The organism is Xanthomonas sp. GW, from assembly GCF_014236815.1.
Taxonomy (GTDB): domain Bacteria; phylum Pseudomonadota; class Gammaproteobacteria; order Xanthomonadales; family Xanthomonadaceae; genus Xanthomonas_A.
Map to the genome: position 1 here is coordinate 4,986,556 of NZ_CP051189.1, position 25,346 is coordinate 5,011,901.

The 25,346-nt window shown below is 67.9% G+C and carries 22 protein-coding genes and 1 pseudogene; 9 read left to right on the top strand and 14 right to left on the bottom strand.

The features are described 5' to 3' along the window. Positions 1-54: 54 nt before the first annotated feature. From HEP73_RS21515 to tssB, 11 genes are all read right to left on the bottom strand, one after another. A complete protein-coding gene (locus HEP73_RS21515) occupies positions 55-981 on the bottom strand; it encodes an exonuclease/endonuclease/phosphatase family protein (RefSeq protein ID WP_185821494.1) in 927 nt (308 codons plus the stop codon). Between the two features lie 171 nt (positions 982-1,152). Further along, complete coding sequence (locus HEP73_RS21520; protein ID WP_185821495.1) at positions 1,153-1,932, bottom strand: hypothetical protein; 780 nt, start codon at positions 1,930-1,932, stop codon at positions 1,153-1,155. A gap of 47 nt (positions 1,933-1,979) precedes the next feature. Then, on the bottom strand, positions 1,980-2,975 hold the full coding sequence (locus HEP73_RS21525) for a LirA/MavJ family T4SS effector (protein ID WP_185821496.1): 996 nt from the start codon (positions 2,973-2,975) through the stop codon (positions 1,980-1,982). Positions 2,976-3,061: 86 nt separating this feature from the next. Next, positions 3,062-5,818 (bottom strand): type VI secretion system ATPase TssH, encoded by a 2,757-nt coding sequence (tssH, locus tag HEP73_RS21530; RefSeq protein ID WP_185821497.1) that lies wholly within the window; start codon positions 5,816-5,818, stop codon positions 3,062-3,064. Positions 5,819-5,867: 49 nt separating this feature from the next. Then, positions 5,868-6,911: a type VI secretion system baseplate subunit TssG gene (gene tssG / locus HEP73_RS22715; RefSeq protein ID WP_255423819.1), complete on the bottom strand. Its 1,044-nt coding sequence runs from the start codon at positions 6,909-6,911 to the stop codon at positions 5,868-5,870. After that, entirely contained in the window at positions 6,875-8,770 is a 1,896-nt protein-coding gene (gene tssF / locus HEP73_RS22720) for a type VI secretion system baseplate subunit TssF (protein WP_255423597.1), read from the bottom strand. The genes tssG and tssF overlap by 37 nt, the downstream gene beginning before the upstream one ends. Continuing rightward, the gene (tssE, locus tag HEP73_RS21540; protein ID WP_185821498.1) at positions 8,770-9,273 is read right to left on the bottom strand and encodes a type VI secretion system baseplate subunit TssE; all 504 of its coding nucleotides are present in this window, start codon (positions 9,271-9,273) and stop codon (positions 8,770-8,772) included. Before tssE ends, tssF begins: the two co-directional genes overlap by 1 nt. A gap of 14 nt (positions 9,274-9,287) precedes the next feature. After that, positions 9,288-10,079 carry a type VI secretion system accessory protein TagJ gene (locus HEP73_RS21545; protein ID WP_185821499.1) on the bottom strand — a complete coding sequence of 264 codons (792 nt, stop codon included), beginning with the start codon at positions 10,077-10,079 and terminating at the stop codon, positions 9,288-9,290. Between the two features lie 81 nt (positions 10,080-10,160). Beyond that, the gene (locus tag HEP73_RS21550) at positions 10,161-10,664 is read right to left on the bottom strand and encodes an Hcp family type VI secretion system effector (RefSeq protein ID WP_185814493.1); all 504 of its coding nucleotides are present in this window, start codon (positions 10,662-10,664) and stop codon (positions 10,161-10,163) included. 92 nt (positions 10,665-10,756) lie between these two features. Next, positions 10,757-12,250 (bottom strand): type VI secretion system contractile sheath large subunit, encoded by a 1,494-nt coding sequence (gene tssC, locus HEP73_RS21555; protein ID WP_185821500.1) that lies wholly within the window; start codon positions 12,248-12,250, stop codon positions 10,757-10,759. 3 nt (positions 12,251-12,253) lie between these two features. Continuing rightward, on the bottom strand, positions 12,254-12,760 hold the full coding sequence (gene tssB, locus HEP73_RS21560; protein ID WP_145704028.1) for a type VI secretion system contractile sheath small subunit: 507 nt from the start codon (positions 12,758-12,760) through the stop codon (positions 12,254-12,256). A 386-nt stretch (positions 12,761-13,146) separates the two neighbouring features. Here tssB and HEP73_RS21565 point away from each other — a divergent pair. Continuing rightward, positions 13,147-13,637, top strand: a pseudogene (locus tag HEP73_RS21565) (helix-turn-helix transcriptional regulator); the annotation flags it as partial. A gap of 198 nt (positions 13,638-13,835) precedes the next feature. On the opposite strand, the gene HEP73_RS21570 reads toward HEP73_RS21565, so the two are convergent. Together HEP73_RS21570 and HEP73_RS21575 are read right to left on the bottom strand one after the other, a co-directional pair. Then, positions 13,836-14,282: a universal stress protein gene (locus HEP73_RS21570; protein WP_185821501.1), complete on the bottom strand. Its 447-nt coding sequence runs from the start codon at positions 14,280-14,282 to the stop codon at positions 13,836-13,838. 79 nt (positions 14,283-14,361) lie between these two features. Continuing rightward, complete coding sequence (locus HEP73_RS21575; protein ID WP_185821502.1) at positions 14,362-14,928, bottom strand: maltose acetyltransferase domain-containing protein; 567 nt, start codon at positions 14,926-14,928, stop codon at positions 14,362-14,364. 152 nt (positions 14,929-15,080) lie between these two features. Here HEP73_RS21575 and HEP73_RS21580 point away from each other — a divergent pair, with 152 nt between their 5' ends. The 8 genes from HEP73_RS21580 (at position 15,081) to HEP73_RS21615 (ending at position 23,589) form a co-directional block, all read left to right on the top strand. Continuing rightward, complete coding sequence (locus HEP73_RS21580) at positions 15,081-17,018, top strand: M61 family metallopeptidase (protein WP_185821503.1); 1,938 nt, start codon at positions 15,081-15,083, stop codon at positions 17,016-17,018. 382 nt (positions 17,019-17,400) lie between these two features. Beyond that, positions 17,401-18,144: an endonuclease/exonuclease/phosphatase family protein gene (locus HEP73_RS21585; RefSeq protein WP_185823544.1), complete on the top strand. Its 744-nt coding sequence runs from the start codon at positions 17,401-17,403 to the stop codon at positions 18,142-18,144. After that, positions 18,141-19,358, top strand: coding sequence for a cardiolipin synthase ClsB (gene clsB, locus HEP73_RS21590; protein ID WP_185821504.1), 1,218 nt, complete (start codon positions 18,141-18,143; stop codon positions 19,356-19,358). The genes HEP73_RS21585 and clsB overlap by 4 nt, the downstream gene beginning before the upstream one ends. Further along, positions 19,355-20,359 carry a putative bifunctional lysylphosphatidylglycerol flippase/synthetase gene (locus HEP73_RS21595; RefSeq protein WP_255423598.1) on the top strand — a complete coding sequence of 335 codons (1,005 nt, stop codon included), beginning with the start codon at positions 19,355-19,357 and terminating at the stop codon, positions 20,357-20,359. The genes clsB and HEP73_RS21595 overlap by 4 nt, the downstream gene beginning before the upstream one ends. 331 nt (positions 20,360-20,690) lie before the next feature. After that, positions 20,691-21,173 (top strand): hypothetical protein, encoded by a 483-nt coding sequence (locus HEP73_RS21600; RefSeq protein ID WP_185821506.1) that lies wholly within the window; start codon positions 20,691-20,693, stop codon positions 21,171-21,173. 114 nt (positions 21,174-21,287) lie between these two features. Then, positions 21,288-21,674: a VOC family protein gene (locus tag HEP73_RS21605; protein WP_185821507.1), complete on the top strand. Its 387-nt coding sequence runs from the start codon at positions 21,288-21,290 to the stop codon at positions 21,672-21,674. Between the two features lie 173 nt (positions 21,675-21,847). Continuing rightward, complete coding sequence (locus tag HEP73_RS21610; RefSeq protein ID WP_185821508.1) at positions 21,848-22,888, top strand: sensor histidine kinase; 1,041 nt, start codon at positions 21,848-21,850, stop codon at positions 22,886-22,888. Further along, on the top strand, positions 22,885-23,589 hold the full coding sequence (locus HEP73_RS21615) for a LytR/AlgR family response regulator transcription factor (protein WP_185821509.1): 705 nt from the start codon (positions 22,885-22,887) through the stop codon (positions 23,587-23,589). The genes HEP73_RS21610 and HEP73_RS21615 overlap by 4 nt, the downstream gene beginning before the upstream one ends. Here the strand turns inward: HEP73_RS21615 and HEP73_RS21620 are convergent. Further along, complete coding sequence (locus HEP73_RS21620; protein WP_185821510.1) at positions 23,567-24,952, bottom strand: serine hydrolase domain-containing protein; 1,386 nt, start codon at positions 24,950-24,952, stop codon at positions 23,567-23,569. The two genes, HEP73_RS21615 and HEP73_RS21620, sit on opposite strands and share 23 nt — an antisense overlap. Between the last annotated feature and the right edge of the window lie 394 nt (positions 24,953-25,346).

The following is a 25,346-nucleotide window of genomic DNA, read 5'->3' on the forward strand; positions in this document are numbered from 1 at the left end:
CCACAGACCCTGCATGATTTCGCTTGCCGGGCTCATGCGCCGTACCGGACGCTCCTACCAGCGCAGGCACATCGCTGCGTGATCGGAACCAAAACGACGCTTGATCTCGGCATGCGGCGCAGCCTGATCGAAGGCACGAAAGACCAGCACCGGCTGGAAGTTCGACAAAGCGTAGTCGAGCTTGCGCCCGCTGATTCTCGTCGGACCGACGGGCGCGCAGATTTCGCCGGCCGGTACCCCCTGAGCCAATAGCTGGCCGGGTTCGGCGTTGAGATCACCGAACAGGATGCTGTTGCCGACGTGATTGGCTTTGATGAAGTTCCACATGGCAGCGACGACCTGGCCGTTGCTGCCAGACGGCGCATGCCAGAAGAACAGGTTGATGCCGCCGTGGATCACCCACCTGGGAATGCGCCTATTGCCGCCGGCGAGATGCGGGCCGCCCGGCGGCCCAGGCACGCCGGCACCGACCGCCGGAAAGGCCAGCGGTTCGGCGAGCGCGCCGAGAATGTTGGTCCAATAGCACAATATCTTGGCCCCAGGAGCGACTGCGTTGCGTAACGAAGAGGTGTTGCCTGGAAAGCCCTGCTGAACCTCGCAATAGAACACCGGAGACGGCTGGCTTTCGAGCCAGCGTTGCGTCTGGACTTTGCGCAGGCTGACGCCGGCCTTGTATTCGAGTCTGTTGACTTTAAGAAGCTGGCTCAACTCGGTCTCAACTTGGCGCTGCACCCTGCGGTCTTCGCTGTAGATGGTCCGCGCGTAGGGATGATAGGACCCGGCCTTCACTACCTCCCTACCTGCGACCCGACGCATCGAGCGCGTAATTGGCGGGGTTACGACGGCCCCTTTCGCCGCGTGGTTTTCAAGCTGCCGCATCGTGTCGAGTTGAGCGCGCTCGGCTTCCGCCTCCCTTTCCTGGGAAAGCAGTTCCGCATTCGTTGAGAGATGTTCCGCATTCCAAAAGTAGATTTTTGGCACAACCCTTCTCCTCGATTTCATCCGTTCGCTTCGACCGGCATGCCCATGCAGTGAAATCGGCGACAGACCGGCCGTCGAATGCCTGGACGCGACCGGACAGCGCTTCGTTAAACAATCCAATTTTCAATCGACTTATCGCCACCGCGTCGCGCAGACGCATGGCAGACGCGCCTATGCTGCAACCGCCAGATAGGCCTCGATCAGCGCATCCAGTTCATCGGTAGCCGTGACGTGACCATTCTTCACGTTCAGGCGATACAGATAGCGATAGCTCCCCACCAACTCAAAGGAAAGCGAACCAGCTCCGTAGTAAGCGGCCAGTTCCTCCTCGATTTCCAGATAAAGCCCACGCTCCGGAAACTGCGCCACGTAATGCATTCGGGTAGTGCCATTGGGCGTATCGGTTCTTTTTTGCTTCGAACCGTAGCTGTAGCCCATGGTATGGATGTCGTGCTCGATGGCGATGGCAATGCCTCGCGCCTTTATCTGGCCGTCGCTGTATCCCATTCCGGAAAGCGGCCCCGTATTTAGCACGTTCGCACGATACTTAAGCGCGCCGTCGGAACTGATATGGTCCCGCTCCAATGTCGCGCTTGCCACGTTGTGCTTCAGCGATCCGACACCTGTACTGTAAGGCCCGACATCGCCCTCGCGGACCAAGTCGTTTCTTCTGTCCAACCTGCTCCGCGGCTTCGCTTTCTTGCCTACGCCCTTGGGAACCGCAGCGCCACTGGGGAGCCGCTTTCCGCCATTCTTGAAGCGCACGAAATTGTCGGCGCTAAGCTGAATGGAATTGGTTGCGAAAACCTGGAATACAATCGCGTTGCTCACGACCAATGTGTTCAGATCGTGGTTGGTGGAAACGTGCCCATACTGGCTGACCTGCCCGGCTTTCGAATAATGCGAATAATAGACCATCGAGTCCTTGATGCTCACGGCCACATAGCCCATAAATCCTCCAAAAACATTGATCGACCGAACCACAGGATGGTTTGACGTCAGCCTCCTTCGTACAGGTTTCCGTCCAAGCCATGGAACGATTTCGCATAGGTTTTGTGTGAACTCGCCACCACCGCGGCGGCATCGTGCGCTACGTCGCGCACCCAACGGGCTTTACCGGTTTCACCGGGGCGCGTGCTATTGGACCACTGCCCGTCGGCTTTCTTGGCTTCCGCGCTGCCCTTCGAATCGCCTTGCAGCTTCCTCATCGGGAGCTTGTTGCCTTCCTTATCTTTCGTCGCTGCCGAAATCCAGCCGCGCTTGTCGTAGCGCATGCACAGGAAGCTGGAGACAAAGTGATTCTTGAGCGGTCCTTTCAGCCCGCGCACCAAGTAATCCGTGATCACTTGTGGCGAGCGATAGCTCTGGGATTCCAGTGTCTCGCCATTCTTCAACACGGTACCTGCAGCATCCGCATGCATGTCCGAAGGGAAGCAGTCCGCCAGCCATTGCCAGAGGAACACGGTCTTGCGCTCGGCCGCGTTGGCGCGGTAATTTCCTAGTTGCGCATAGAGCCTCGCTGCCGGACGGCCGAACTTGCTGGCGATGCTCAGCCATTGCAAGGCATGCGTATATTCGCCATGCCGATTGTGCATCGAATCCTTCCAGAACAGCTTGTTGCGCAACATGTAGCCAAGCTCCGGGTCACCAGCGATCAGCTTGAGCTGCATTGCGGCACCGCGCGCATGATCCGGCGCGAGCCGAGTGGACACTCGGAATCCGTATGGTTCCGCGACCAAGGCGATGACACGGGTGAACTTGTTTCGCTCGTTGACATCGAGTGTTACGTAACGCTTCCACATCGCTTCCGAAACTATTCTAAGCTGCGCTTCGAATTGAGACTTATTGCAGAGAAACGCAGCGATCTGCGCCGCAAGCTTAAGATCGCCATCGATGAGCGTCTCGTCCAGACCGGTGTGGTCGTGAGGCTTGAATCCATTGTCCCGCAAGCTACGCTCAGCCGTGACCGCATCGGCGAATACTGTGTTTGCCATGCTCTTTCCCCGTAATGACACTATCCGCTACGGCGCAATGCCGCGCTCGACCGCACTGAATTGCTCGCACTTCGATTGATCCGACTTCAGGCGAAGCGATAGGAAAAATCGCCGCCCGTCGTGCCCAGCTTCACGCCGGTGACTGGCTGGCCTTCGATCATCCGACCGAGGAACTCGCGCGAAATCTCCGGCAGCATCGAATTGGTCAAGATCGCATCGATCATGCGACCGCCCGATTCGCTCTCGGTGCAGCGGCCGACCACCAGCTTGACCACGTCTTCGTCGTAGTCGAACGGAATCTTGTAGCGGGCTTCCACGCGCTTTTTGATCCGGTTCAACTGCAACTTGACGATCTCGCCCAGCATCGCGTCGCTCAGCGGGTAGTACGGAATGGTGACCAGGCGGCCGAGCAGCGCCGGCGGGAAGATCTTCAGCAGCGGCTCGCGCAGGGCCTTGGCCATGCCGTCCGGATCCGGCATCAGTTCCGGGTCCTTGCACAGGCTGGCGATCAGTTCGGTGCCGGCATTGGTGGTGAGGATGATCAAGGTGTTGCGGAAATCGATGCGGCGGCCTTCACCGTCTTCCATCACGCCCTTGTCGAACACCTGGAAGAACAGTTCGTGCACGTCCGGGTGCGCCTTCTCCACTTCGTCCAGCAGCACCACCGAGTACGGCTTGCGCCGCACCGCCTCGGTCAGCACGCCGCCTTCGCCGTAGCCGACGTAGCCGGGAGGCGCGCCCTTCAGCGAGGACACGGTGTGCGCTTCCTGGTACTCGCTCATGTTGATGGTGATCAGGTTTTGCTCGCCGCCGTACAGCGCTTCGGCCAGCGCCAACGCGGTCTCGGTCTTGCCGACGCCGGAGGTGCCGGCGAGCATGAACACGCCGATCGGCTTGTGCGGGTTGTCCAGGCCGGCGCGGGTGGTCTGGATGCGCTTGGCGATCATCTCCATGGCGTGGTCCTGGCCGATCACGCGCTTGGCCAGCAGTTGCGGCAGGCGCAGCACGGTGTCGATCTCGTTGCGCGCCATGCGCCCGACCGGGATGCCGGTCCAGTCGGCGACCACCGCGGCCACCGCCTGGTAGTCGACGGTGGGCAGGATCAGGGGATTTTCGCCCTGCAGCGCGCCCAGTTCCGCCTGCACCTGGCGCAGCCGCGCCAGCAGCGCGTCGCGTTCGTTGCCCGAAGGCATCTGCGCCGGTATCTCCTGCATCTGTTGCGCAGGCTCCTGCTGCGCCAGCGTCTGTGCCGCCGCTTCCAGCGGGCTGCCGGTGCCTTCGATCGGGGCGATGCCGGCGCGTAGCTGCGCGCGCAGCGCCAGCAGTTCGTCGACCAGCGCCTTCTCTGCGCTCCAGCGCTGCTCCAGATCGGCCAGGCGCAGCTGCTCGGCGTCGAGCAAGGCGCGGCAGGCGAGATCGCGCTCGTCCACCAGAATGCCGATCGCGCGCTCGCGTTCGATGATGCCGCGTTCGGTCTGCAGCGATTCGATGCGGCGGCGGCTGTCGTCCACGTCGGCCGGGGTGGCGTGCAGGCTCACCGCCACGCGCGCGCAGGCGGTGTCGAGCAGGCTCACCGACTTGTCCGGCAGCTGCCGCGCCGGGATGTAGCGGTGGCTGAGCTTGACCGCCGCCTCCAGCGCCTCGTCCAGGATCTGCACCTTGTGGTGCTGCTCCATGGTGCTGGCCACGCCGCGCATCATCAGCACCGCCTTGACCTCGTCCGGCTCGTCCACCTGCACCGCCTGGAAGCGGCGGGTCAGCGCCGGGTCCTTCTCGATGTATTTCTTGTACTCCGCCCAGGTGGTGGCGCCGACCGTGCGCAGGGTGCCGCGCGCCAGCGCCGGCTTGAGCAGGTTGGCCGCATCGCCCGTGCCCGCGGCGCCGCCGGCACCGACCAGGGTATGGGTCTCGTCGACGAACAGGATGATCGGCTTGGCGCTGGCCTGCACTTCGTCGATCACCGCGCGCAGGCGCTGCTCGAACTCGCCCTTCATGCTGGCGCCGGCCTGCAGCAGGCCCACGTCCAGCGTGCGCAGTTCCACGTCCTTCAGCGCCGGCGGCACGTCGCCGCGGGCGATGCGCTGGGCCAGGCCCTCGACCACCGCGGTCTTGCCGACGCCGGCCTCGCCGACCAGGATCGGGTTGTTCTGGCGGCGCCGCATCAGGATATCCACCACCTGGCGGATCTCGTCGTCGCGGCCGATGATCGGGTCGAGCTTGCCGTCGCGCGCCTGCGCGGTCAGGTCGGTGGTGAATTTCTTCAGCGCTTCCTGCTTGCCCAGCGCCGCCGGCGCGATCGCGCCGCTGGCTTCGCCCGGCGCTCCGGCCTGGCCGAGCTGGAAGCCGTCGCTGGGCAACTGGCCGTCTTCCGGCGAGCCGGCGACGATCTCGGCGAAGCGCTCGCTCAGCGCCTCCGGCTTGATCTTCTCGAACTCCTTGGAGATGCCGAGCAACGCATTGCGCAGCGTGCGCACGCTGAGCACGCCGACGATCAGATAACCGGTGCGCACCTGCGCTTCGCCGAAGCTGAGCGAGGCGTACACCCAGCCGCGCTCGACCGCTTCCTCGACCGTGCCGGACAGGTCGGTGACGCCGCTGGAACCGCGCGGCAGCCGGTCCAGCGCCTCGGTCACGTCGCGCGCCAGGTTCGACGGGTTGAGCTCGAAGCGCTTGACGATGCGGTGCAGGTCCGAGTCCTGCAGCTGCAGGATCTGGTGCAGCCAGTGCACCAGTTCCACGTACGGGTTGCCGCGCAACTTGCAGAACACGGTGGCGCTTTCGATGCCGCGATAGGCGAGCTTGTTGAGCTTGCCGAACAGGGCGCTGCGACTGATTTCGGCCATGGCGGTGATTCCTTGTGCGAATGCGGAAAGAGAAAGAGAAAAGACGTGCTCAGCCGGACGGCCGCAGCACCACGTCGTCGGCGTCGGCGATGTCCCAGCTGCGCTGGCCGAGCCAGGTGTCCAGGCCCAGGCGCCCGCCGCGCGCCAGCGTGGTCGCCGGCACCTCGTCGGACTGCAGCAGCAGCTGCAGATCCCAGCCTTTTTCGTCGCCGACGTAGCTGCGGACCGCCGCAGCCAGCTGGCGCAAGGCCTCGCCGCCGGGCAGGAAGCGTTGGAAGGCGCTGCGCGACAGCGGCCCCAGGCGCAGCCGGAAACGCTGCTGCGCACCGCGCGCATGCGCGCCGAGCACGGTGCTGTGGCCGAGCGTGGCGACCTCGGGCGAGGCACCCAGCCGCAACCGCGCATCGTCCGGCAGGCGCATCCATTCGGCGACGAACTCGAGCACCTGCACCGGCACCGCGAACAGCTGTTCGAGCAGGCCGCGCAGGCCTTCGGCATTGCGCGCCACCGGCAGCAGGCGCCCGGCGAAATGGCGGCGCGCATCGTCGGGCAGCGCGTCGCGCCCGCGCAGGTGCGGCGAGGCGATACCGGCCAGCGCGTCCAGGTAGCCGCGGAAACGGTCCTCGTGCGGGCGGTCGGCATGCACGGTCGGCTGCGCGTCGGCCCAGGCGCGGTAGAACAGGCTCAGCATGCGGTGATGGAACAGGTCGGCGAACGCAGCCAGGGTCGGATCCTTGGCCTGCGCCTGGCGCTCGATCGCGTATTCGGTCAGGTGCAGCGGCAGCGGCGCGTTCGGCCCGAACAGGCCCAGGAACAGCCCGTACAGCTTGCCCGGCTGGGTGCCGGCGGCGGCCACGTAGCGGTCGATCGAACGCGGCGCGAACGCCAGCGACGGCGTATGCCGCAGCCGCACCGGGTCGTCGGACGGGCGCGTGGAACGGCCCAGCCGCGGCTGCTGCGGATGCGCGCGTTCCAGCGCGCGCAGCGCGGCGAAGAACTCGAAGTCCTGCGGCCGCTCGCGCAGCGCCTGCTCCAGGGCGGCCAGATCGGTGGCGCTCACAGCAGCTGCCGTTTGCCGAGCTGCGCCGGCCAGCGTGCGATCTCGTTGCGCTCGCTGGTGCGCAGCACGGTCTCGGTGAACGAGTTGACCGACACGTAGCGGGCGAAGAAGTGCTGCAGCACCGCGCCGAGCAGGAACGCGCCGCTGCCTTCGAAGGCGCTGTCCTCGCAGGTGAGGGTGATTTCCAGGCCACGGCCGAAGCTGATCGGCCCCGGCGCGGGAATGCGGCGCACGATCGGCTGCGCGCGCACCTGCTTGATGCCTTCGATCTGGCGCAGCGCGGCGGCGTCGAACGGATCGCAGTACAGCGTGAGCATCTCGCGCAACGCGGCGGCGCCGTCCTGGCCGTCTTCGAACAGCGACAGATAATTCAACTGCAGGTGGCTGAGCAGGCGCCACGCGGTCTCGCCGTCGCTCAGCGCCGGGCGCGGCTTGGTCGGTCCGGCCACGCAGCGCACGCTGTGCACCGGCGCGCCGGCGTCCATGGTGAAATCGGTCGCGCCCTTGCCCACCGGCATGTGCAGCGGCAGGTCGCGGTTGCTGCACAGCAGCTGCAGGCCGAGCTGGCGCAAGGAGGTGGCGTAGGCGCCGTCGTCGGCATCGACCAGGCTCACGTAGACCTCGCTGCCGACATAGCTGGAGCGCGCGCCCTGGCGCCGCTGCCGCGCCGACAGCAGGCGCGGTTCGCGGCGCATGGTGTAGAACGCGCCGTGGCGCGCGTGCCAGGTGTGCGCGTCGCCACCGTAGAACGGCAGGAAGCGCTGCTCCGGTTCCTGGCGGTCGCCGAAGCCTTCTACCTCGCCCAGGCTGTGGATCTCGAAATCCATCGGCCGGGTGCGGTCGGCGAGCACGTGGTATTCGGTCTTGCCCGGCGCCAGGTGCAGGCGGTCGGCGCGGCGCGGGAACAGGTTGATCGCCGGCGTGCAGAACAGCCGGAAGTTGTCCGCGCTCACCGCCTGCGCCAGGCTGGGCACGCTGCGCTCCAGCAGCACCACGATCTCGAAACCGGTGCCGTGCAGCCGGCGCAGCGCCGCGCGCAGCCCGCCCAGTTCGGCGAACAGGAAGCGCTGCGGGCAGGCGAAGTATTCCTGCAGCAGGCGATAGCCGCTGAACGCGCGGCCGTCGTACGGCACCAGCGCCTCGTCGTCGGCGAAACCGCGCGCGCGCAATTCGCTGCGGCCGCGCTGCAGTTCCACGCTCGCGCCGGCCGCATCCTGGCCGCGTACCACGAAGCCGGCGGCGTGGCCGAGCAGCTGTTCGTACAGGCGCGTGGGCAGTTCGTCGGCGCCGGCCAGGAACAGCGGCAGCGCGTCCAGCGCCAGCATATTCGCCTGCACCCCGGCCAGCGTTTCGAAACGCAGGCGCAATGCGGCGCGCACCGGTTTGGCCGCGGCCTGCGCCGGTGGCAGGCCGATGCCGGCCGCGGCGATCGCCGCCGGCGTGTCCAGGTACTTGGCTTCGCGCAGCGCCAGCGGCCACAGCGTGAGCGCTTGCGCGGTGCGGTATTCGCAGGCGGTGCGCTCGCCGCCGGCGACCAGGCTGCGCAGCGCGGTGTGGCGCGGCACGGTGTAGCCCGCGGCCAGCGCGCTTTCCTTCAATTCCGGCTGCAGCTGCACCACCGCCATCGACGGCATCGGCGTCAGATAGTGCGGGTACACCATCTGCAACAGGTGCTGGGTGAACACCGGATACTGCGCGTCGAGCTTGAGCTGAACGCGTGCGGCCATGAACGCGAAGCCTTCCAGCAGGCGCTCCACGTAAGGATCGGCGCATTCGAAGCCTTCCAGGCCCAGGCGTCCGGCGATCTTCGGGAACTCGCGCGCGAACTCGCCGCCCATCTCGCGCACGTGCTGCAGTTCGCGGTTGTAGTAGCCGAGCAGGCGCGGGTCCATCAGGCGTAGCCCTCGCTGACGTCCAGGCGTCCGGTCTCCAGGTCCAGCTCGGTCTTCAGGTACAGGTTCAGCGGCAGCGGCTGCGCCCACATCTCCGATTCGATGAAGAACACCAGCGAGCGCCGGTCCATGCGCCGCGCGTCGGCCTGCACGGTGACGCGCAGGGTGTCGGCGATCAGCCGCGGCTCGAACGCCAGGATCGCCTCGCGCAGGTGCAGCTGCAGTGCCGCCGCGTCGATGCCGGACATGGCCACGCCGGCCAGGTCGGGGATGCCGAAATTCAGCACCGAGCGGCGCACCTCCGGATACGCGTCCAGCGGTTGGTCGGTAGCCAGGTTGACGCAGTTCAGCAACCACGACAGGTCGCGCATCACGCACTCGCGCAGGCGCGCGGCGGAGATCACCCGCTTGTCGCGGCTCTCCTCCTGGCGCAGCGGTTCGTCGTCGCTGAGCCGGTCCAGCAGCGAAGGCTGCAGGCGTTCCTGGGTGGTGAGTTCGGCCATCGCAGCGGCTCAGCTCAGGTCGGATCGAACAGGATTTGGCGCACGTCCAGCAGCGCGTGCTCGCCGGCATCAGTGGCCCACAGGCGTTGGCCCAGGCCGACGTCGCCGTCGCTGCCGCTCCAGTCGGTGCGCCGCGCCAGCAGCAGCTGGCCGTCGTCGCTGCGCTCGGTGCCGGGGTAGCGCACCGGCACGAAGCCGAACGCCTCGCCGCCATTGCGCCAGGTCACCGCCACCGGCGCCCATAGCATGTCGCGCAGGTCGGCCGGCGCTTCGAACCGCAATGCCTGTATCTGCGCGAACGGCACCCAGGCGTAGCCGCCGTTGACTACGAGTTCCAGGCACGGACCGAAGCGCGGATCGGCGTCGGCGATCCACGCGAAGCGCGTGTCGTCGAGCTCGCCGGCGCTGGCCGGGGCCTGCTCGAATGCCTGCGCACGCAGCTCGGCGGCCTGCGCGCTGGCGCCTTCGGCCGACAGCCGCAGCGCCTGCAACAGCAGCGCCAGCCACGGTTCGGGCGCGCCGAGCACGGTCGGCAAGGCCTGCCCGGCGAACACCGCCGCGCGCTGGCGCTCGGCCTGCACGGTGATCGTATAGGTGGCGGCGAGCGCGGCGTTTTCGGCATCGAGTTCGCGACAGGCGGTGAGCTGGTCGCGGGCGCGGTCCCATTGGCCGAGCACCGCCAATAGCTGGAACAGGAACACACGCTGACGCGCGTCGGCCGGATGCTGGCGCACGCGTTGGGTCAGCAGTTTCAGCGCTTCGTCCGGACGCCCGTGACGCAGCAGCAGTTCGGGAGTGGTGTCCATGGCCTGTCCGCACGAAGGGAATGTGCGGCGCCGTCGCAACGACGGCGCCGGGGTGCGAGGCGGCCGCAGCCGCCGCCGCGGTCAGGCCTTGGCCACGCCCTGGATGTCGTAGGTGAATTCCTTCGCCCCGCCCTGCGCGATGCCCTTGTCGTCCTGCGGCTGGAAGCTGTACTTGAACTTGCCGAAGTGCAGGGTCACGTTCTCGGTCAGGCGATCCTCGCCACCCGAGCCGCCGGTGGACAGCGAAGTGATCAGCACGCCTTCGCTCAACTCGATGGTCAGGAAGTCGCTCTGTTCGCCGGTGGCGTTGGTCACGTACAGCCACGCCGTGTCCACACGCGCGCCGGTGCACACCGCATCGAGCAATGCGTTGGAGCAGCCATCGACGTACTTGGTGATGGAGATGTCCTGGATGTGCGCCTTGCCGCCGCTGGCCGAACCGCCACCGGTATGCAGGTCGCCGGAATTGCTCGCGCCCCACGACCAGGCCAGGATCGGCACCTCGCCCTTGTGCTTCTTGTGGTTGGACGCGCCTTCGATCTTGACCTTGCCGCTGCCGAACTTGATATGCATGTCGAACGCCATGGAACTGCTCCTCTAGTGAAAAACGGACAACGATGGATCGGTGTACGGCGCGCATCGTCTGCGCGCCGACGCCGTGGCACGATGGCGCCGGGTCAGGCCTTGGCCGCCGACGGCAGCCGCGACACCAGTCGCAGCGACACGGTCAGCCCTTCCAGCTGGTAATGCGGTTTCAGGAAGAACTTGGAGGTGTAGTAGCCGGGCGCGCCCTCCACTTCCTCCACCACCACCTCGGCCGCGGCCAGCGGCTTGCGCGCCTTGGTGTCTTCGCTGGAGTTGGACGGATCCCCATCGATGTACTGGGTGATCCAGCGGGTCAGCCACGCCTGCATCTGCTCGCGATCGCTGAACGAGCCGATCTTGTCGCGCACGATGCACTTCAGGTAGTGCGCGAAGCGGCAGCAGGCAAACATGTATGGCAGGCGCGCGCCCAGTGCGGCGTTGGCGGTGGCGTCCGGATCGTCGTACTCGTCGGGCTTGTTCAGCGACTGTGCGCTGATGAAGGCGGCCATATCCGAGTTCTTGCGATGCACCAGCGGCATCAGCCCCATCTTGTCCAGTTCGGCCGAGCGGCGGTCGGTGATCGCCACCTCGGTCGGGCACTTCATGTCCACGCCGCCGTCGTCGGTGGGGAAGGTGTGCGTGGGCAGGCCCTCGACCGCGCCGCCGGACTCGATGCCGCGGATCCGCGAACACCAGCCGTACTGCTTGAACGAACGGTTGATGTTCACCGCCATCGCATAGGCCGCGTTCTGCCAGGTGTACTTGGCCGAATCGGCGCCGGTGGTCTCTTCCTCGAAATCGAATTCCTCCACCGGATTGGTGGTCGCCCCGTACGGCAGCCGCGACAGCGTGCGCGGCATCGCCAGGCCGATGTACTTGGAATCCTCCGACTCGCGCAGCGAACGCCATGCGGCGTAGTCCGGCGTGGAGAAGATCTTGGCCAGGTCGCGCGGATTGGACAGCTCGTTCCAGTTGTCCATGCCCATCAGCTTGGGCGCGGCCGCGGAAATGAACGGCGCGTGCGCGGCGGCGGCGACCTGGGCGATGCCGTTGAGCAGCTCCACGTCGGGCGGGCTGTTGTCGAAGTAGTAGTCGCCGACCAGGCAGCCATACGGCTCGCCGCCGAGCTGGCCGTATTCCTGCTCGTAGACCTTCTTGAAGATCGGGCTCTGGTCCCAGGCAGTGCCCTTGTAGCGCTTGAGCACCTTGCCCAACTCCTTCTTGGAGATGTTGAGCACGCGGATCTTCAGCTGCTGGTCGCTCTCGGTGTTGCTGACCAGGTAGTGCAGGCCGCGCCAGGCACCTTCCAGCTGCTGCATGTCGGCGTGGTGCAGGATGTGGTTGAGCTGTTCGCTGAGCTTGCGGTCGATCTCGGCGATGTAGGCCTTGATCGTCTGCGACACGTCCTCGCTGACCACGTCGCTGCGGCTGAGCACCTGTTCGGCCAGGGTGCGCACCGCCGACTCCACTTCTTCCTTGGCGCGTTCGCTCTTGGGCTTGAATTCGCGGTTCAGCAGCGCGGCGAAATCGCCCGCTTCCAGAACCTGGGTGCCGCTGCCGGCTTCGGCCAGTTGTTCGCTCGCCATGGCTCAGCCCTCCTTCGGATCGGCGGGCTTGGCCGCCGAGACCAGCGACTGCAGCAGGGCCGGATCGCGCAGCGCCTGCGCGATCAGGTTCTCGGCGCCGGCCTTGCCGTCCATGTAGGTGTCCAGGTTGGCGAGCTGGGTGCGCGCCTCCAGCAGCTTGGCCAGCGGCTCGACCTTGCGCGCCACCGCCGCCGGCGAGAAGTCGTCCATGCTCTCGAAGGTGATGTCCACCGCCAGCTCGCCTTCGCCGGTGAGCGTGTTGGGCACCTTGAAGGTGGCGCGCGGGCGCATCGACTGCAGGCGGCTGTCGAAGTTGTCCACGTCGATCTCAAGCGCCTTGCGTTCTTCCAGCGACGGCAGCTCGCCGGCATTGGCGCCGGACAGGTCCGACATCACTCCCATCACGAACGGGATCTGCACCTTCTTTTGCGCGCCGTAGACTTCCACGTCGTACTCGATCTGTACCCGTGGCGCCCGATTGCGCGCGATGAACTTCTGACTGTTTGCCATTGCCTTGTCTCCGATTGAGCTTTTCGACCCGGCCCGCCGGCAATGCCGTGCAGGCCGGCCGCGCACCTGCCGCCGGTTGATCCCCGGGACGCCGACGCGAAACGCCGGCGGCGCTCCCCCATCGCGCGCTCGCCGCCGTTCCGCCTCCACGTTCCCCTTGCGCCGTCGGCGCGCGGGCAGATCGCCGCACACCGGGCATCGCATGCCATGCGTCGCGCCGATCCCCTCGGCGCATCCTTCTGCACGGCGCTTTTCAGCGATGCGGCGAGTCTAGGAACGCCCCCGGAGGACCACCCGACATTTCGTCTCAGCGAAGGCCGCGTCTACGCTCGTGCACAAAGTGTGACGACGGTGATGGTTTCGCCCTGCTTCTTCCGGTTGTACCGATGACAGGCCCAGGGGTGGGCCGCGACCGCCGCAGATGACCACGATCCGTCGCATCACCGTACCGGCGCGCATGCAAGCGCGCGCGCACCTCGCCGACGCCGGCGAACCGTTGTTGATCGACCTGCTGGCCTACATCGAGGAGAACATCGGCGAACCGGACTTGGGCGGCGACATGCTGCTGGCCGCGTTCCCGCTGTCGCGCGCCACCTTGTACCGGCTGTTCCAGGCGCGCGGCGGCGTGGCCAGCTACATCCGCGAGCAGCGCCTGCGCACTGCGCACCGCTACCTGCAGTTGCACCCGCAGTGCAGCCTGACCTGGTTGTTGTACGAAATGGGCTTCGCCTCGGAACGGCAGTTCCAGCGCGCGTTCCAGGCCCGCTTCGGCATGTCGCCGGCGCAATGGCGCAAGGCGTGCCGCGCGGCGCCGTGCCAGCCCAGAGAAGAGCGTCGCGGCCCCTACATCCCGATGTGGCGGATCATCCGCGAACTGTGCCGCACCTCGATGGTGGACGATGCGCCGGTGTACGCGCCAACGGAGCCGGCGACGGCGCAATAGCCGCCGCCGCGTTCCCTGTAGGAGCGGCTTCAGCCGCGACAGAAGCCTTCCCCGCGCGACCGTTCCCGGCAAGATCCTGTCGCGGCTGAAGCCGCTCCTACAGGAAGCACCGCCGCCGGCAGGTGTCCAACCTCAACGAATCACCAGCACCGGCACCTGGCTGCGCGCCAGCACCTCGGCGGTCTGGCTGCCGAGCAGCACCCGGCTCATGCCGCGGCGGCCGTGCGAGGTCATCACGATCAGATCGCAGCGGTGCGCCATGGCGATATCGATGATGCCCTCCGCCGGATAGCGATCGAGCACATGGCAGCCGTGCGCGATCACCCCGGTGGCCTCGGCGGCGGCCAGCGCCGGCGCCAGGATCTTCTGCGCGCCGTCTTCGCGGTCCTGCCGGTATTCGGGCGTGGCCTCGTAGCCCACGCTCCAGCCCATCGCGTCGTACATGCCCATCGCCCAGGGCTCGGACACGGTGACCACATCCACTTCCGCACCGAGCCTGGCGGCCAGCGCCAGGCCCTGCTGCAGCCCCTTGGCGGACAACTCGGAACCATCGATCGCAATCAGAATGCGCTGGTACATATGCGTGCTCCGGTAACGCCGCTCACAGCGGCATGGGCAGCATTGGACACCCGGCGCGGACGCCGCGCCTTGACCGGGATCAATTTCCGGGCGATCGCGACGCCAGCGCGCGCGCCGGATTGCCGGCCACGCGCGCACCGGCAGGCACGTCGTGGGTGACCACGCTGCCTGCGCCGATCACCGCATCGTCGCCGATCGTCACCCCGGGTAGCACGATCGCCCCGCCGCCGATCCACACATTGCGGCCGATCGTCAGCGGCCGGCCGAATTCCAGCCCGGCCGCACGCTGCGCCGCATCGCGCGGATGGTCGGCCGCATACAGCTGCACCGCCGGCCCGATCTGGGTGCCATCGCCGATGCTGACCTTGCACACGTCCAGGATCACGCAATTGAAGTTGAGGAACACGTCCTCGCCGAGGAAGACGTTGTAGCCGTAGTCGCAATGGAACGGCGGCCGCACCACCGCCCCGCGCCCGACCGCGCCCAACCGCTCGGCCAGCAACGCGCGCCGCGTCGCCGGGGGTTCGGCCAGCGCCGCGTTGTAGCGCACCATCCACGCCTTGGCCGCGGCCTGATCGGCCTGCAACTGCGCATCGCCGGGCCGGTACGGCTCGCCGGCCAGCATCTTGTCTTTCTCGCTACGCATCCTGCCCTCCCAGGCATTGGGGAGCGCGCATCATCGCACCGACCACCATCGCACGCCGCCACGATGGACCGATCCATCTGCCGCACTGGGCGTCCCCACCGGTGCTACTGTCGCGCGCTTGACGTCACCCAATCCAGACCCGGAGCCCCGCCATGCCCGCTGCCACCCGTCTCGTCCCCCGTCGCGCACGCCTGGCGCTGGCCCTGAGCGTCTCCTTGTCGCTGGCGGGTAATGCCGGCGCGCAAACCGTGCGCACGCCCGACGTGCCGCCGCCGCAGGACACGCCGTATCCCGGCAGCATCGCGCTGCAGGTGGATGCCGGCGACATGCGCCAGGGCATCTACCGGGTGCGCGAGACGATTCCGGTCGCGGCCGGGCGGCTGACGCTGCAGTATCCGCAGTGGATCCCCGGCGACCATTCGCCAAGCGGGCCGGTGGCGATGCTGGCCGGGCTGACGCTCACCGCCAACGGCGCGCCGCTGGCGTGGCGCCGCGACACCTTCGATGTCTACAGCTTCCACGTGGACGTGCCGCAGGGCGTGTCCGCGATCGAGGCCAGCTTTCAGTACCTGTCGCCGCGTGACGACGGCTTCGAGATGACCGACAGGATGCTGCAGCTGGAATGGAACAAGCTGGCCTTGTATCCGGCCGGCCACTACACGCACGGCATCACCGTGGTGCCCAGCGTGACCCTGCCCGCAGGCTGGCAGTTCGGCACGGCGCTGGAGACCGCCACGCAGTCCGGCGCCACCACCACGTTCAAGCCGGTCGATTTCGAAACCCTGGTCGATTCGCCGATCTACGCCGGCCGCTACTTCAAGCGCGTGGATCTCACCCCGCCGGGCAGCGCGCCGGTGCATCTGGACGTCGTTGCCGATACGCCGGCGTCGCTGGAGATCACGCCCGCCCAGCTGCAGGCGCACCGTAATCTTGCCGTGCAGGCGCTGAAGCTGTTCGGCTCGCACCACTACGACCACTACGATTTCCTGTTCTCGCTGTCCGACGTGCTGGGCGGCAACGGCCTGGAACACCACCAGTCCAGCGAGAACGGGCTGGAGGCGGACTACTTCAGCGCCTGGGCCGACAACGCGCCCGACCGCGATCTGCTGGCGCACGAGTACACGCATTCGTGGAACGGCAAGTTCCGGCGTCCGGCCGATCTGTGGACGCCCACCTTCAACGTGCCGATGGGCGATTCGCTGCTGTGGGTCTACGAGGGGCAGACCCAGTATTGGGGCTATGTGCTCACCGCGCGCGCCGGGATGTGGACGCCGGAACAGTTCCGCGATGCGCTGGCGATGACCGCGGCCAACTACGACCGCAACCGCGAGGGCTTCCAGTGGCGCTCGCTGGAGGACACCACCAACGATCCCACCGCCGCGCATCGCGCGCCGCTGCCGTACCGCAGCTGGCAGATGAGCGAGGACTACTACAGCGGCGGGCAGATGCTGTGGCTGGCGGTGGATGCGAAGCTGCGCGCGCTCAGCCACGGCCGCAAGTCGCTGGACGATTTCGCCAAGGCCTTCTTCGGCGTGGACGATGGCAGCCACACGGTCAGGACCTACAGCTTCGACGACGTGGTGGCCGCGCTCGATGGCGTGGCCGCGTTCGACTGGGCCGGCTACCTCGCACCGCGCGTGAATGGAGTGAACCCGCCGCTGCTGGAAGGGCTGCAGGCCAGCGGCTGGAAGCTGGTCTATACCGACCAGCCGAGCGCGTTCGAGAAGCAGTACGACAGCCGCCACCAGTCGGCGCGCCACCGCTACAACTTCGCCTGGTCGATCGGCCTGGTGATGAACGACGACGCCAGCATCAACGACGCGGTGTGGGACGGCCCCGCGTTCAAGGCGGGCGTCAGCACCGGCGCCACGCTGCTGGCGGTCAACGGCCAGGACTACACGCGCGAGGTACTCAAGCAGGCCATCGCCGAGGCCAAGGGCGGCACCGCGCCGATCGTGCTGACGCTGAAGTTCCAGGGCGGCGTGCGCAGCGTGGAGGTGAACTACCACGACGGCCTGCAGTACCCGCACCTGGTGCGGGTGGACGGCACGCCGGACAGCCTGAGCCAGGTCATCGCCGCGCGGCGCTGATGCGGCTGGCTACCGGTTCCTAGCCGGCTTGGCCCACATCGCTTGCGCCGCAGCCGCTCGGCGCAAGCTGGATGGCTGAGGCACCTACCCGCGCTCGCCTCGGCCGCTCGCCCAGGCCATGCGTCGATGGCACCGAATGGCGGTGCCATTGACCTGCGAGTTGCAGGCTGCAGCGTCTCGCGCGGCGTTCTCGATCGTCCGGCCTCCTCTGTGAGACCACTCGATGCGCCAGGCGCGGCGGGAACGCACGCCGGTTCGCCGTGAGGCACGCCAACGGTCAGCGATGGGCGGGAAGCGCAGTCGAACCGGCGCGCCTGCAATCCTCACGCCCCGCACGCACCGCGTCGGCAGAATGAAGGACGGTTCCCCGTCCGGGTCGCGCATGCCCTCGATCAACGTGCTGACCGTCAACGTGCACATGGGCTTCAATCTGCTCAACCGCCGTTTCGTGCTGCCCGGATTGCGCGAGGCGATCCGCGCCGTGTCCGCCGAGATGGTGTTCCTGCAGGAAGTGCTGGGCGAGCATGCGCTGCATGCGGTACGCCATGCCGATTGGCCGGCGCAGACCCAGTACGAATTCCTCGCCGACACCCTGTGGCCGCAGTTCGCCTACGGCCGCAACGCGGTCTATCCGCACGGCCACCACGGCAACGCGCTGCTGTCGCGCTTCCCGATCGCGTCGTCGGCCAACCGCGACGTGTCGGTGCACGGTCACGAACAGCGCGGACTGCTGCATGCCATCGTGCGGATACCCGGCCTTGATGCCCAGGTGCACACGGTCTGTGTGCACCTGGGCCTGCGCGAGGCGCACCGGCAGCGGCAGATCGGGCTGCTGTGCGGCATCGTCGCCGAAGAGATTCCGGCCGACGCGCCGCTGATCGTGGCCGGCGATTTCAACGACTGGCGCGTGCGCGGCCATCCGCTGTTGCGCCGCTGCGGTTTGCAGGAAGCCTTCGAGCACCTGCATGGACGGGTGGCGCGGACCTTCCCGTCGCGCTGGCCGCTGCTGCCGGTGGACCGCATCTATCTGCGCAACGCCCGCATCGAAGCGGCGCGCGTGCTGACCGGTAGGCCCTGGTCGCACCTGTCCGACCATGCGCCGCTGCTGGCGAGGATCGCGCTGTGAAGCGGGCGCGGGCGATCGATTCGCGCTGGCGCCAGGGCCACCGCCTGCGCCTGCTGGAGAACGGCGATGTCTACTTCGCGCGGGTGTATGCAGCCATCGACGCCGCGCAGCGCGAAGTGCTGCTGGAAACCTTCCTCTGGTTCGAGGACAAGGTCGGCATCCCGCTCAAGGACCGCCTGGTCGCGGCAGCGCGGCGCGGCGTACGCGTGCACCTGCTGGTGGATGCGTTCGGCTCGCCGGACCTGTCGCCGGGGTTCGTGCGCGAGCTGATCGAGGCCGGGGTCGAGTTGCGCATGTTCGACCGCCAGCCGACGCTGCTCGGCATCCGCCTCAACGTGTTTCGGCGCATGCACCGCAAGCTGCTGGTCGTGGACGGCACGATCGGCATGGTCGGCGGCATCAACTACGCCGCGGATCACCTGACCGATTTCGGCCCGGAGGCCAAGCAGGACTACGCCGTGGAGGTCGAGGGACCGGTGGTGGCGGACATCGTGTCCTTCATGCACCGGGCGATGCGGACCCACGGCACCGGCGAAGGATGGCAGCCGCAGGAGCTGGCGGACGCAGCGCGCGCCGCGGGCGCGGCCGAGGTGTGTTTCCTGCCGCGCGACAACGGGCGCCGCTCGCGCAGCATCGAGCGCGCCTACCGGCAGGCGTTCCGCCAGGCGCAGCGCGAGATCGTCATCGCCAACGCGTATTTCTTCCCCGGCTACGGTTTCCTGCGCGACCTGTGCGCCGCATCGCGGCGCGGGGTCAGGGTGTGCATGCTGTTCCAGGGGCAGCCGGACACGCCGCTGGCGCTGATCGCCGCGCGTGCCCTGTACCGGCACCTGGTGGACGCGGGCGTGCACATCTTCGAATACTGCGAACGCCCGTTCCACGGCAAGGTCGCGGTGATCGACGACCACTGGAGCACGGTGGGGTCCAGCAATCTGGACCCGCTGAGCCTGTCGCTCAACCTGGAGGCCAACCTGCTGATCCGCGATGCGGCATTCGCACGCGAACTGCGTGGTTGCCTGGGCCGGCTCATGGACGCGCACTGCCGCCGGGTCGCGCCGGCGAACGTGCCGCGTGGGCGCTTCTGGCAACCGGTGCTGCGCCCGGTGCTGTTCCATGTGCTGCGCAATTTCCCGCAATGGGCCAGCCGCCTGCCGGCGCGCACGCCGCGCACGGCGCTGCTGCGCCCGCCGCGCAGCGGCGGTCCGTCGCCATGACTGCCGTGCCCACCGCGCCCGCCCGCCGCCGACGCTGGCAGTGGATGCGCCGCGTCGCCTATCTGGCGTTCCTGGCGCTGGTGGCGTTCCTGCTGGTGCGCTATGGACGTTCGGTGGACTGGGCGCAGGTCGGCGCCACGCTGGCCGGCTACGGCGGCGGCACCCTGGCGATCGCGGCCGGGCTGACCCTGGCCAGCTACGCGCTGTACGCCTGCTACGACCTGGCCGCGCGGCGCTATGCCGGACACACGCTGGCCACGCCGCGGGTAATGTCCATCGCGGTCATCGCCTATGCGTTCAGCCTCAATGTCGGCGCGCTGGTCGGCGGCGCAGGCTTTCGCTACCGGCTGTACGCGCGCGCGGGACTGCCGCTGGCCACCATCGGCCGCATCGTCGCCTTCACCATCGGCACCAACTGGATGGGCTACCTGCTGCTGGCCGGCGCACTGTTCGCCAGCGGCCGCTTGCGCACCCCGCCGCAGTGGCCGCTGGGCACGGCGCACCTGCCGTGGCTGGGCGCGGCGATGCTGCTGGCCGTGGCCGCGTATCTGCTGGCCTGCCACCTGGCGCGCGGACGCGCGCTCGAGGTCCGCGGCCATGCCCTGCATCTGCCGCCGCTGCGGCTGGCAGGGCTGCAGCTGGCGCTGGGCGCCGCCAATTGGACGCTGATGGGCACCCTGCTGTTCGTGCTGATGCCGCCGGGCGTGGACTATGTGTCGGTGCTCGGCGCGCTGCTGATGGCGGCGGTTGCCTCCGCCATCGCGCACATTCCCGCCGGCATCGGCGTGCTGGAGGCGGTGTTCCTGCCCATGCTCGGCGCGCAGGCGCCGCAGCCACAGCTGCTCGCCGCCTTGCTCGCCTATCGCGCTTTCTATTATCTGGGGCCGCTGCTGCTGGCGACCGCCGGCTACGCCGTGGCCGAGGCGCGCCGGCGCCGCGGCAGCGCAGCGATACGGCGCGGCCATGGGACGGGCCACCGCGACGACCGCCAACCGCGGTGACCTCCGCGCGGCATCGTCTCCGCTCGGCGTGGGGCGATCTTCCGATCCAGGGCAGGCGGCGGCGGTGAACGGCCGCACCCTCCGGTGCCGAGTCCGACCGCCATCCGACCACCGACCGGCGCAGGAGTCGGTAGGTCACGACGACTCGGGCCAACCACCGCGGCGCAGCGCCAAGCCACCCGTTGCCCCCGTTCGAAATGTGGCGGGACTCGCGCATATTGTGTGATCATCAGCACATTCCTGTCGTACGCCTTCGCTGTGCCGGACGCTCACCCGTTCGCGTCAGTGCGTGGCGGCGCAGCTCATGCAACGGACGCCAGAAGGAAGTTCCATGTTCGATCGGTTCGTGAAGACGACAGCGCCAGCCCCGGTGTTCGCCGCACGTATGCGGCGCGATCCCGCCATTCCCCTTTCCTCGCTGAAGACCGCCGGGCGCGCGGTCTTGCTGATGCTGGCGGCGCTGGCGTTGAGCGGTTGCCAACCGCGCCAGACCGGCATGTTCTCGACTCTGGAATTGGACAAGGACGGTCTGCTGTACGGCTACGAGATCTTCATCGTCAAGGCCGATCGCAACGCCGGCGCGGGCCAGGACTACTACGCGATCGTGCAGTGCGCCGACGGCAAGGCCGGGCCGCCGGCGATCGGCCAGGTGACGATGACCGCCGACCAGGTGCGCATCGCGCTGCCGTCGCACGCGACGCCGGGCTGCCCCTCCTCCACCTTCGTCGGCACCGTGGGGTTCAAGGAGCTGGCCGGCCATTTCGCCGGCGGCGAGCAACTGGCACTGGCGCGCAAGTACAGCTTCTGGGAATGAACGCGTTCCCCCAGGCGCAAGCGTCCGGCGCTTGATGCCGTGCCGCGGCGCGGCTTGACGCTGCGCTCAGGCCGCGAAACCATCCTCGACCATCGCCCCGTCCTGGAACATCCGATGAAGCGCGTCACCGGCATTGGCGGCATCTTCTTCAAGGCCAACGACGCTGCGGCGTTGCAGGCCTGGTACAAGCGGCATCTGGGCATCGACGTGCAGGAATGGGGCGGCACCGCGTTCGCCTGGACCGACGCTGCCGGCACGCCGGTCGCCGGCAGCACCATCTGGTCGATCGGCGCGGCGCAAGGCGATCAGTTCGCGCCCAGCACCGCGCCTTTCATGATCAATTACCGGGTCGAGGATCTGCACGCGCTGGTCGCGGTATTGCGCGAGGAAGGCTGCAACGTGCTCGAGCGCGTGGACGATTCCGAATACGGGAAATTCGCCTGGGTCATCGATCCGGAAGGCAACAAGGTGGAGCTTTGGCAACCGCCTGCCGGGCAGTGAGCCGCCAGGCTGCATCGGCGGGCGCTGCGACTGCGGGCGCCCAGCATCCCCCGCGGCCACGATTGCAGACGAAGCCGACGCCAGGCGCCGCCGGGGTGTAACCGCGCCGCGCTGCGAACAAGGGCGACGCAGCGGCCTGCAACGGCGCTAAAGTAGCGGCCCGATTGCCGGACATGCCCTCCGTGACGCCCAAGTTCTGGCTGCTGCAAGCGTTCGGCTGGTCGCTGTTCCTGTCGATCGCCTACGCCGCGCGTCCGAGCGAAGCCGCGATCGCCGATGCGCTGCAGTTCATGGCGATGTGCGCATTGAGTGCGGCCGGGCTGGCGGGAAGCCTGGGGTTGCGCTGGCTCTACCGGCGGTTGCAGGCCGATGGCTATGGCGATGTGCGCTGGCTGGGCATCCTGTTTGCCGCAAGCCTGCTGGCCGCCGTGGCGATCGACCTGCTGTTCCACGCCGCGCTGTCCCTGGGCGCAGGCCTGGCCCCGGCCCTGGCAGCGCTGCGGGAAGCGCAACCGGCGATGTCGCGCGCGCCGCTGCTTGCCGTGGCGTATATCGCCTGGAGCCTGCTGTACCTGGCCATCAGCCGGCAGACCCGGCTGCAGCAGGCGGCACGCACCCAACGCGATCTGCAGCTGGCGTTGAAGGACGCGCAACTGCAGCGCCTGCTGGGCCAGCTCAGCCCGCATTTCACCTTCAATACGCTCAACAACATCCGCGCGTTGATCCTCAAGGACCCGGAAGCGGCGCGCGAGCAACTGACGCGCTTTGCCGCCACGCTGCGCTATCAGTTCTCCGGCGGCGACGAGGCCCTGGTGTCGGTGCGCGAAGAACTCGACGTGGTGCGCGACTACCTGGGCCTGGTCGGCCTGCAGCTGGGCGCGCGGCTGCGCTACCGGGAACAGGTGGACCCGCAGGCGCTGGCGTTGCGCGTGCCGCGCTTCTGCCTGCAGCTGCTGGTGGAGAATGCGATCAAGCATGGCCTGGGACCGAGCAGCACCGGCGGCGAACTGCAGGTCTGCGTGGCGATGCAGCGCGGCGGCCTGCACCTGGAGGTGCGCAATAGCGGCCGGCTGCGCAGCGACGACGGACAAGGCACCGGCTTGAACAACCTGCGCCAGCGCCTGCTGCTGTCGTTCGGGCCCAGCGCCGGCTTGCGCCTGGTTCAAAAGGAAGAGTGCGTGGTGGCCAGCGTGTGGATAGGAGCGGCGGCGTGATCGAAGCGGTGATCGTGGAAGATTCGGAACTGGCCCGTTTCGAGTTGCAGCATCAACTCAAGGCCTATCCGCAGGTGAGCGTGGTCGGCCACGCGGCCGACGTGGAGGCGGCGGTCGCGCTGATCGAAGCGGTCGCGCCGGATGTGGTGTTCCTGGATATCGACCTGCCCGGCGGCAATGCCTTCGACGTGCTCGAACGCCTGTCGCAGGTGCCGCGCATCGTCTTCACCACCGCCTTCGATGCCTATGCGCTGAAGGCCTTCGCGTTCAACACCGTGGACTACCTGCTCAAGCCGATCGAACCGCAGCGGCTCGCGCAGGCGATCCAGAAGCTGTCCGAGTCGATGCCGGCGAGCCCGGCGCGGCGTTCGATGGACAGCGCCATCTTCATCAAGGACGGCGAGCACTGTTTCTTGGTCAAGCCGCGCGACGTACGCGTCATCGAGGCGGTCGGGAACTACAGCCGCGTCCACTTCCAGCAGCATGCGCCGCTGCTGTATCGCCCGCTCGGCGCGATCGAGGCGCAGCTGGCGCCGGAGAAGTTCTTCCGCGCCAGCCGCAAGTACATCGTCAACCTCGACTACGTGGAGCAGGTGGCGCCCTGGAGCAACGGCGGCCTGCTGCTCACGCTGCGCGGCGGGTTGGAGGTGGAGGTATCGCGGCGGCAGAGCGCGCGCTTCAGGGAACTGTTGAGCCTGTAGCCGCATCCGCCTCGCGCACGCCGGTGCTGTCGCCCATCAGCCGGTCGTGCAAGGTCATCGTGGCCCGGCCAGCGCGGTCCTGGCCGAAGCTCAACGCATCCAGTCCCCCGTCCAGATAGTAGCGGCCGTCCGCATGCGCCTGCAGCGGCAGCGCATCCTCGCCGTCGCGCTGCAGCTGCAGGCGGCCATCCACTTGCGCAAGCGTGCGGGCGCCGTCGGCGAACCGGTACTGCCCGGTGCGGCCCGGCGGCAGCGCAGGCGCCGGGTCCGTGCCGGCATACGGCCGCCCGGCCGCCATCGCCGCCAGGCGCACGGCCAGCGTGGTGGGATCCAGGAACTCGGCATTGGTGAGCACCGCCACGAACACGTCCGGCTCGCCGATGCGCACCACGTAGCTGTTGAAGCCGTTGATGAAGCCGCCGTGCTCCACATCCGGCAATCCGTTCGCCTGGCCGATGATCCAGCCGAAGCCATAGGGCGACAGGGTGCCGTCGGCGAGCCTGGTCTTGGCCATGGCTTGGGCGAGCGCGGCGGCCGGCAGCAGCGTGGCGTCGCGCAGCGCGCGGTGCCAGATCGCCAGGTCGTCCACGCTGCTGATCAGGCCGCCGGCGCCCTGCGGCTGCGACATGCTGATGAAGTCCGCGTTCTGCAGCGCCTGCCCGGCACGGCGGTAGCCATGGGCACGGTGCGGGATCAGCGCCAGGTGATCGTCGTAGCGCGTGTGGGTCATGCCCAGCGGCTGAAAGATGGCCTGCTGCATGTAGGCCGCGTAGGGCTGGCCGGTGAGGCGTTCGATCAGGTGGGTCAGCACGATGTAGTTGGAATTGCTGTAGCGGAACCGCGTCCCCGGCGCGAACTCCAGCGGCAGGTCCTGGAAGTACCCGATCAGGCGCATGGCGTCGGTGTCCTCGCGGCGCGCGGCGCGCGAGGCGGGGATGCTGCTGACGTTCTTGATGCCCGAGGTATGCGTCAGCAGCTGGCGGATCGTCACCTTCGCCAATGGGCCGTGCAATGCCGGATCCAGTGACAGCAGCGTCGCCTCCAGGTCCAGCTTGCCGGCCTGGACCAGCTGCAGCACCGCCACCGCGGTGAACTGCTTGGTGACCGATGCCAGGCGCAATGCCGACTCCGGCTGCATCGGCACGCCGTTCTCCACATCGGACAGGCCATAGGCCTGGCGCAGCAGCACCCGATCGCCGCGGGTCACCAGCACCACGCCACCTGGCCCGGCGTCCTTGAAGAAGTCCGTGGCCGCCTGGGCCAGGCCCGCCTCCGCTGGGGCTGCAACCGCCCCCGTCGCGGCATGCGCGGTGCCGGCCATGGCCAGGACCGCTGCCAGCAACCACGCCAAACGATGTGTCATGCGCCTTCCCCTTGGTGATGTGGGGCAAGGCTGGCGCGCCCGGGCGCCACGCTCCAGCGGCCTATGACGGACGGGCGGCACGCCGCGTGAGCGGTTGTCGGAACGGACGAGTGGCGGCGCGAGCACGGGATCTGCGCGACAAACGCGGCCATTGCAGCGGCGGCTGGCCGGCGGGACCGGCGAATGCGCCAGCGGGGAACGCCGCCGCCGCGAGGCGACTGCGTGCTTGCAGGCCCACTCGCCAAGCGCCGCGCCACGTGCCGCGGCACGCGGCGCGGCGACGAAGAGCAGGGCCAGGGCGTGCGGCCGATTCCCGAGCAAGCCGCCCAGGAATGGCAGACGCGGCCTGGGGCCTGTCGACGCGATCGGGACTCGGCAACGTGGCCCCATCCCG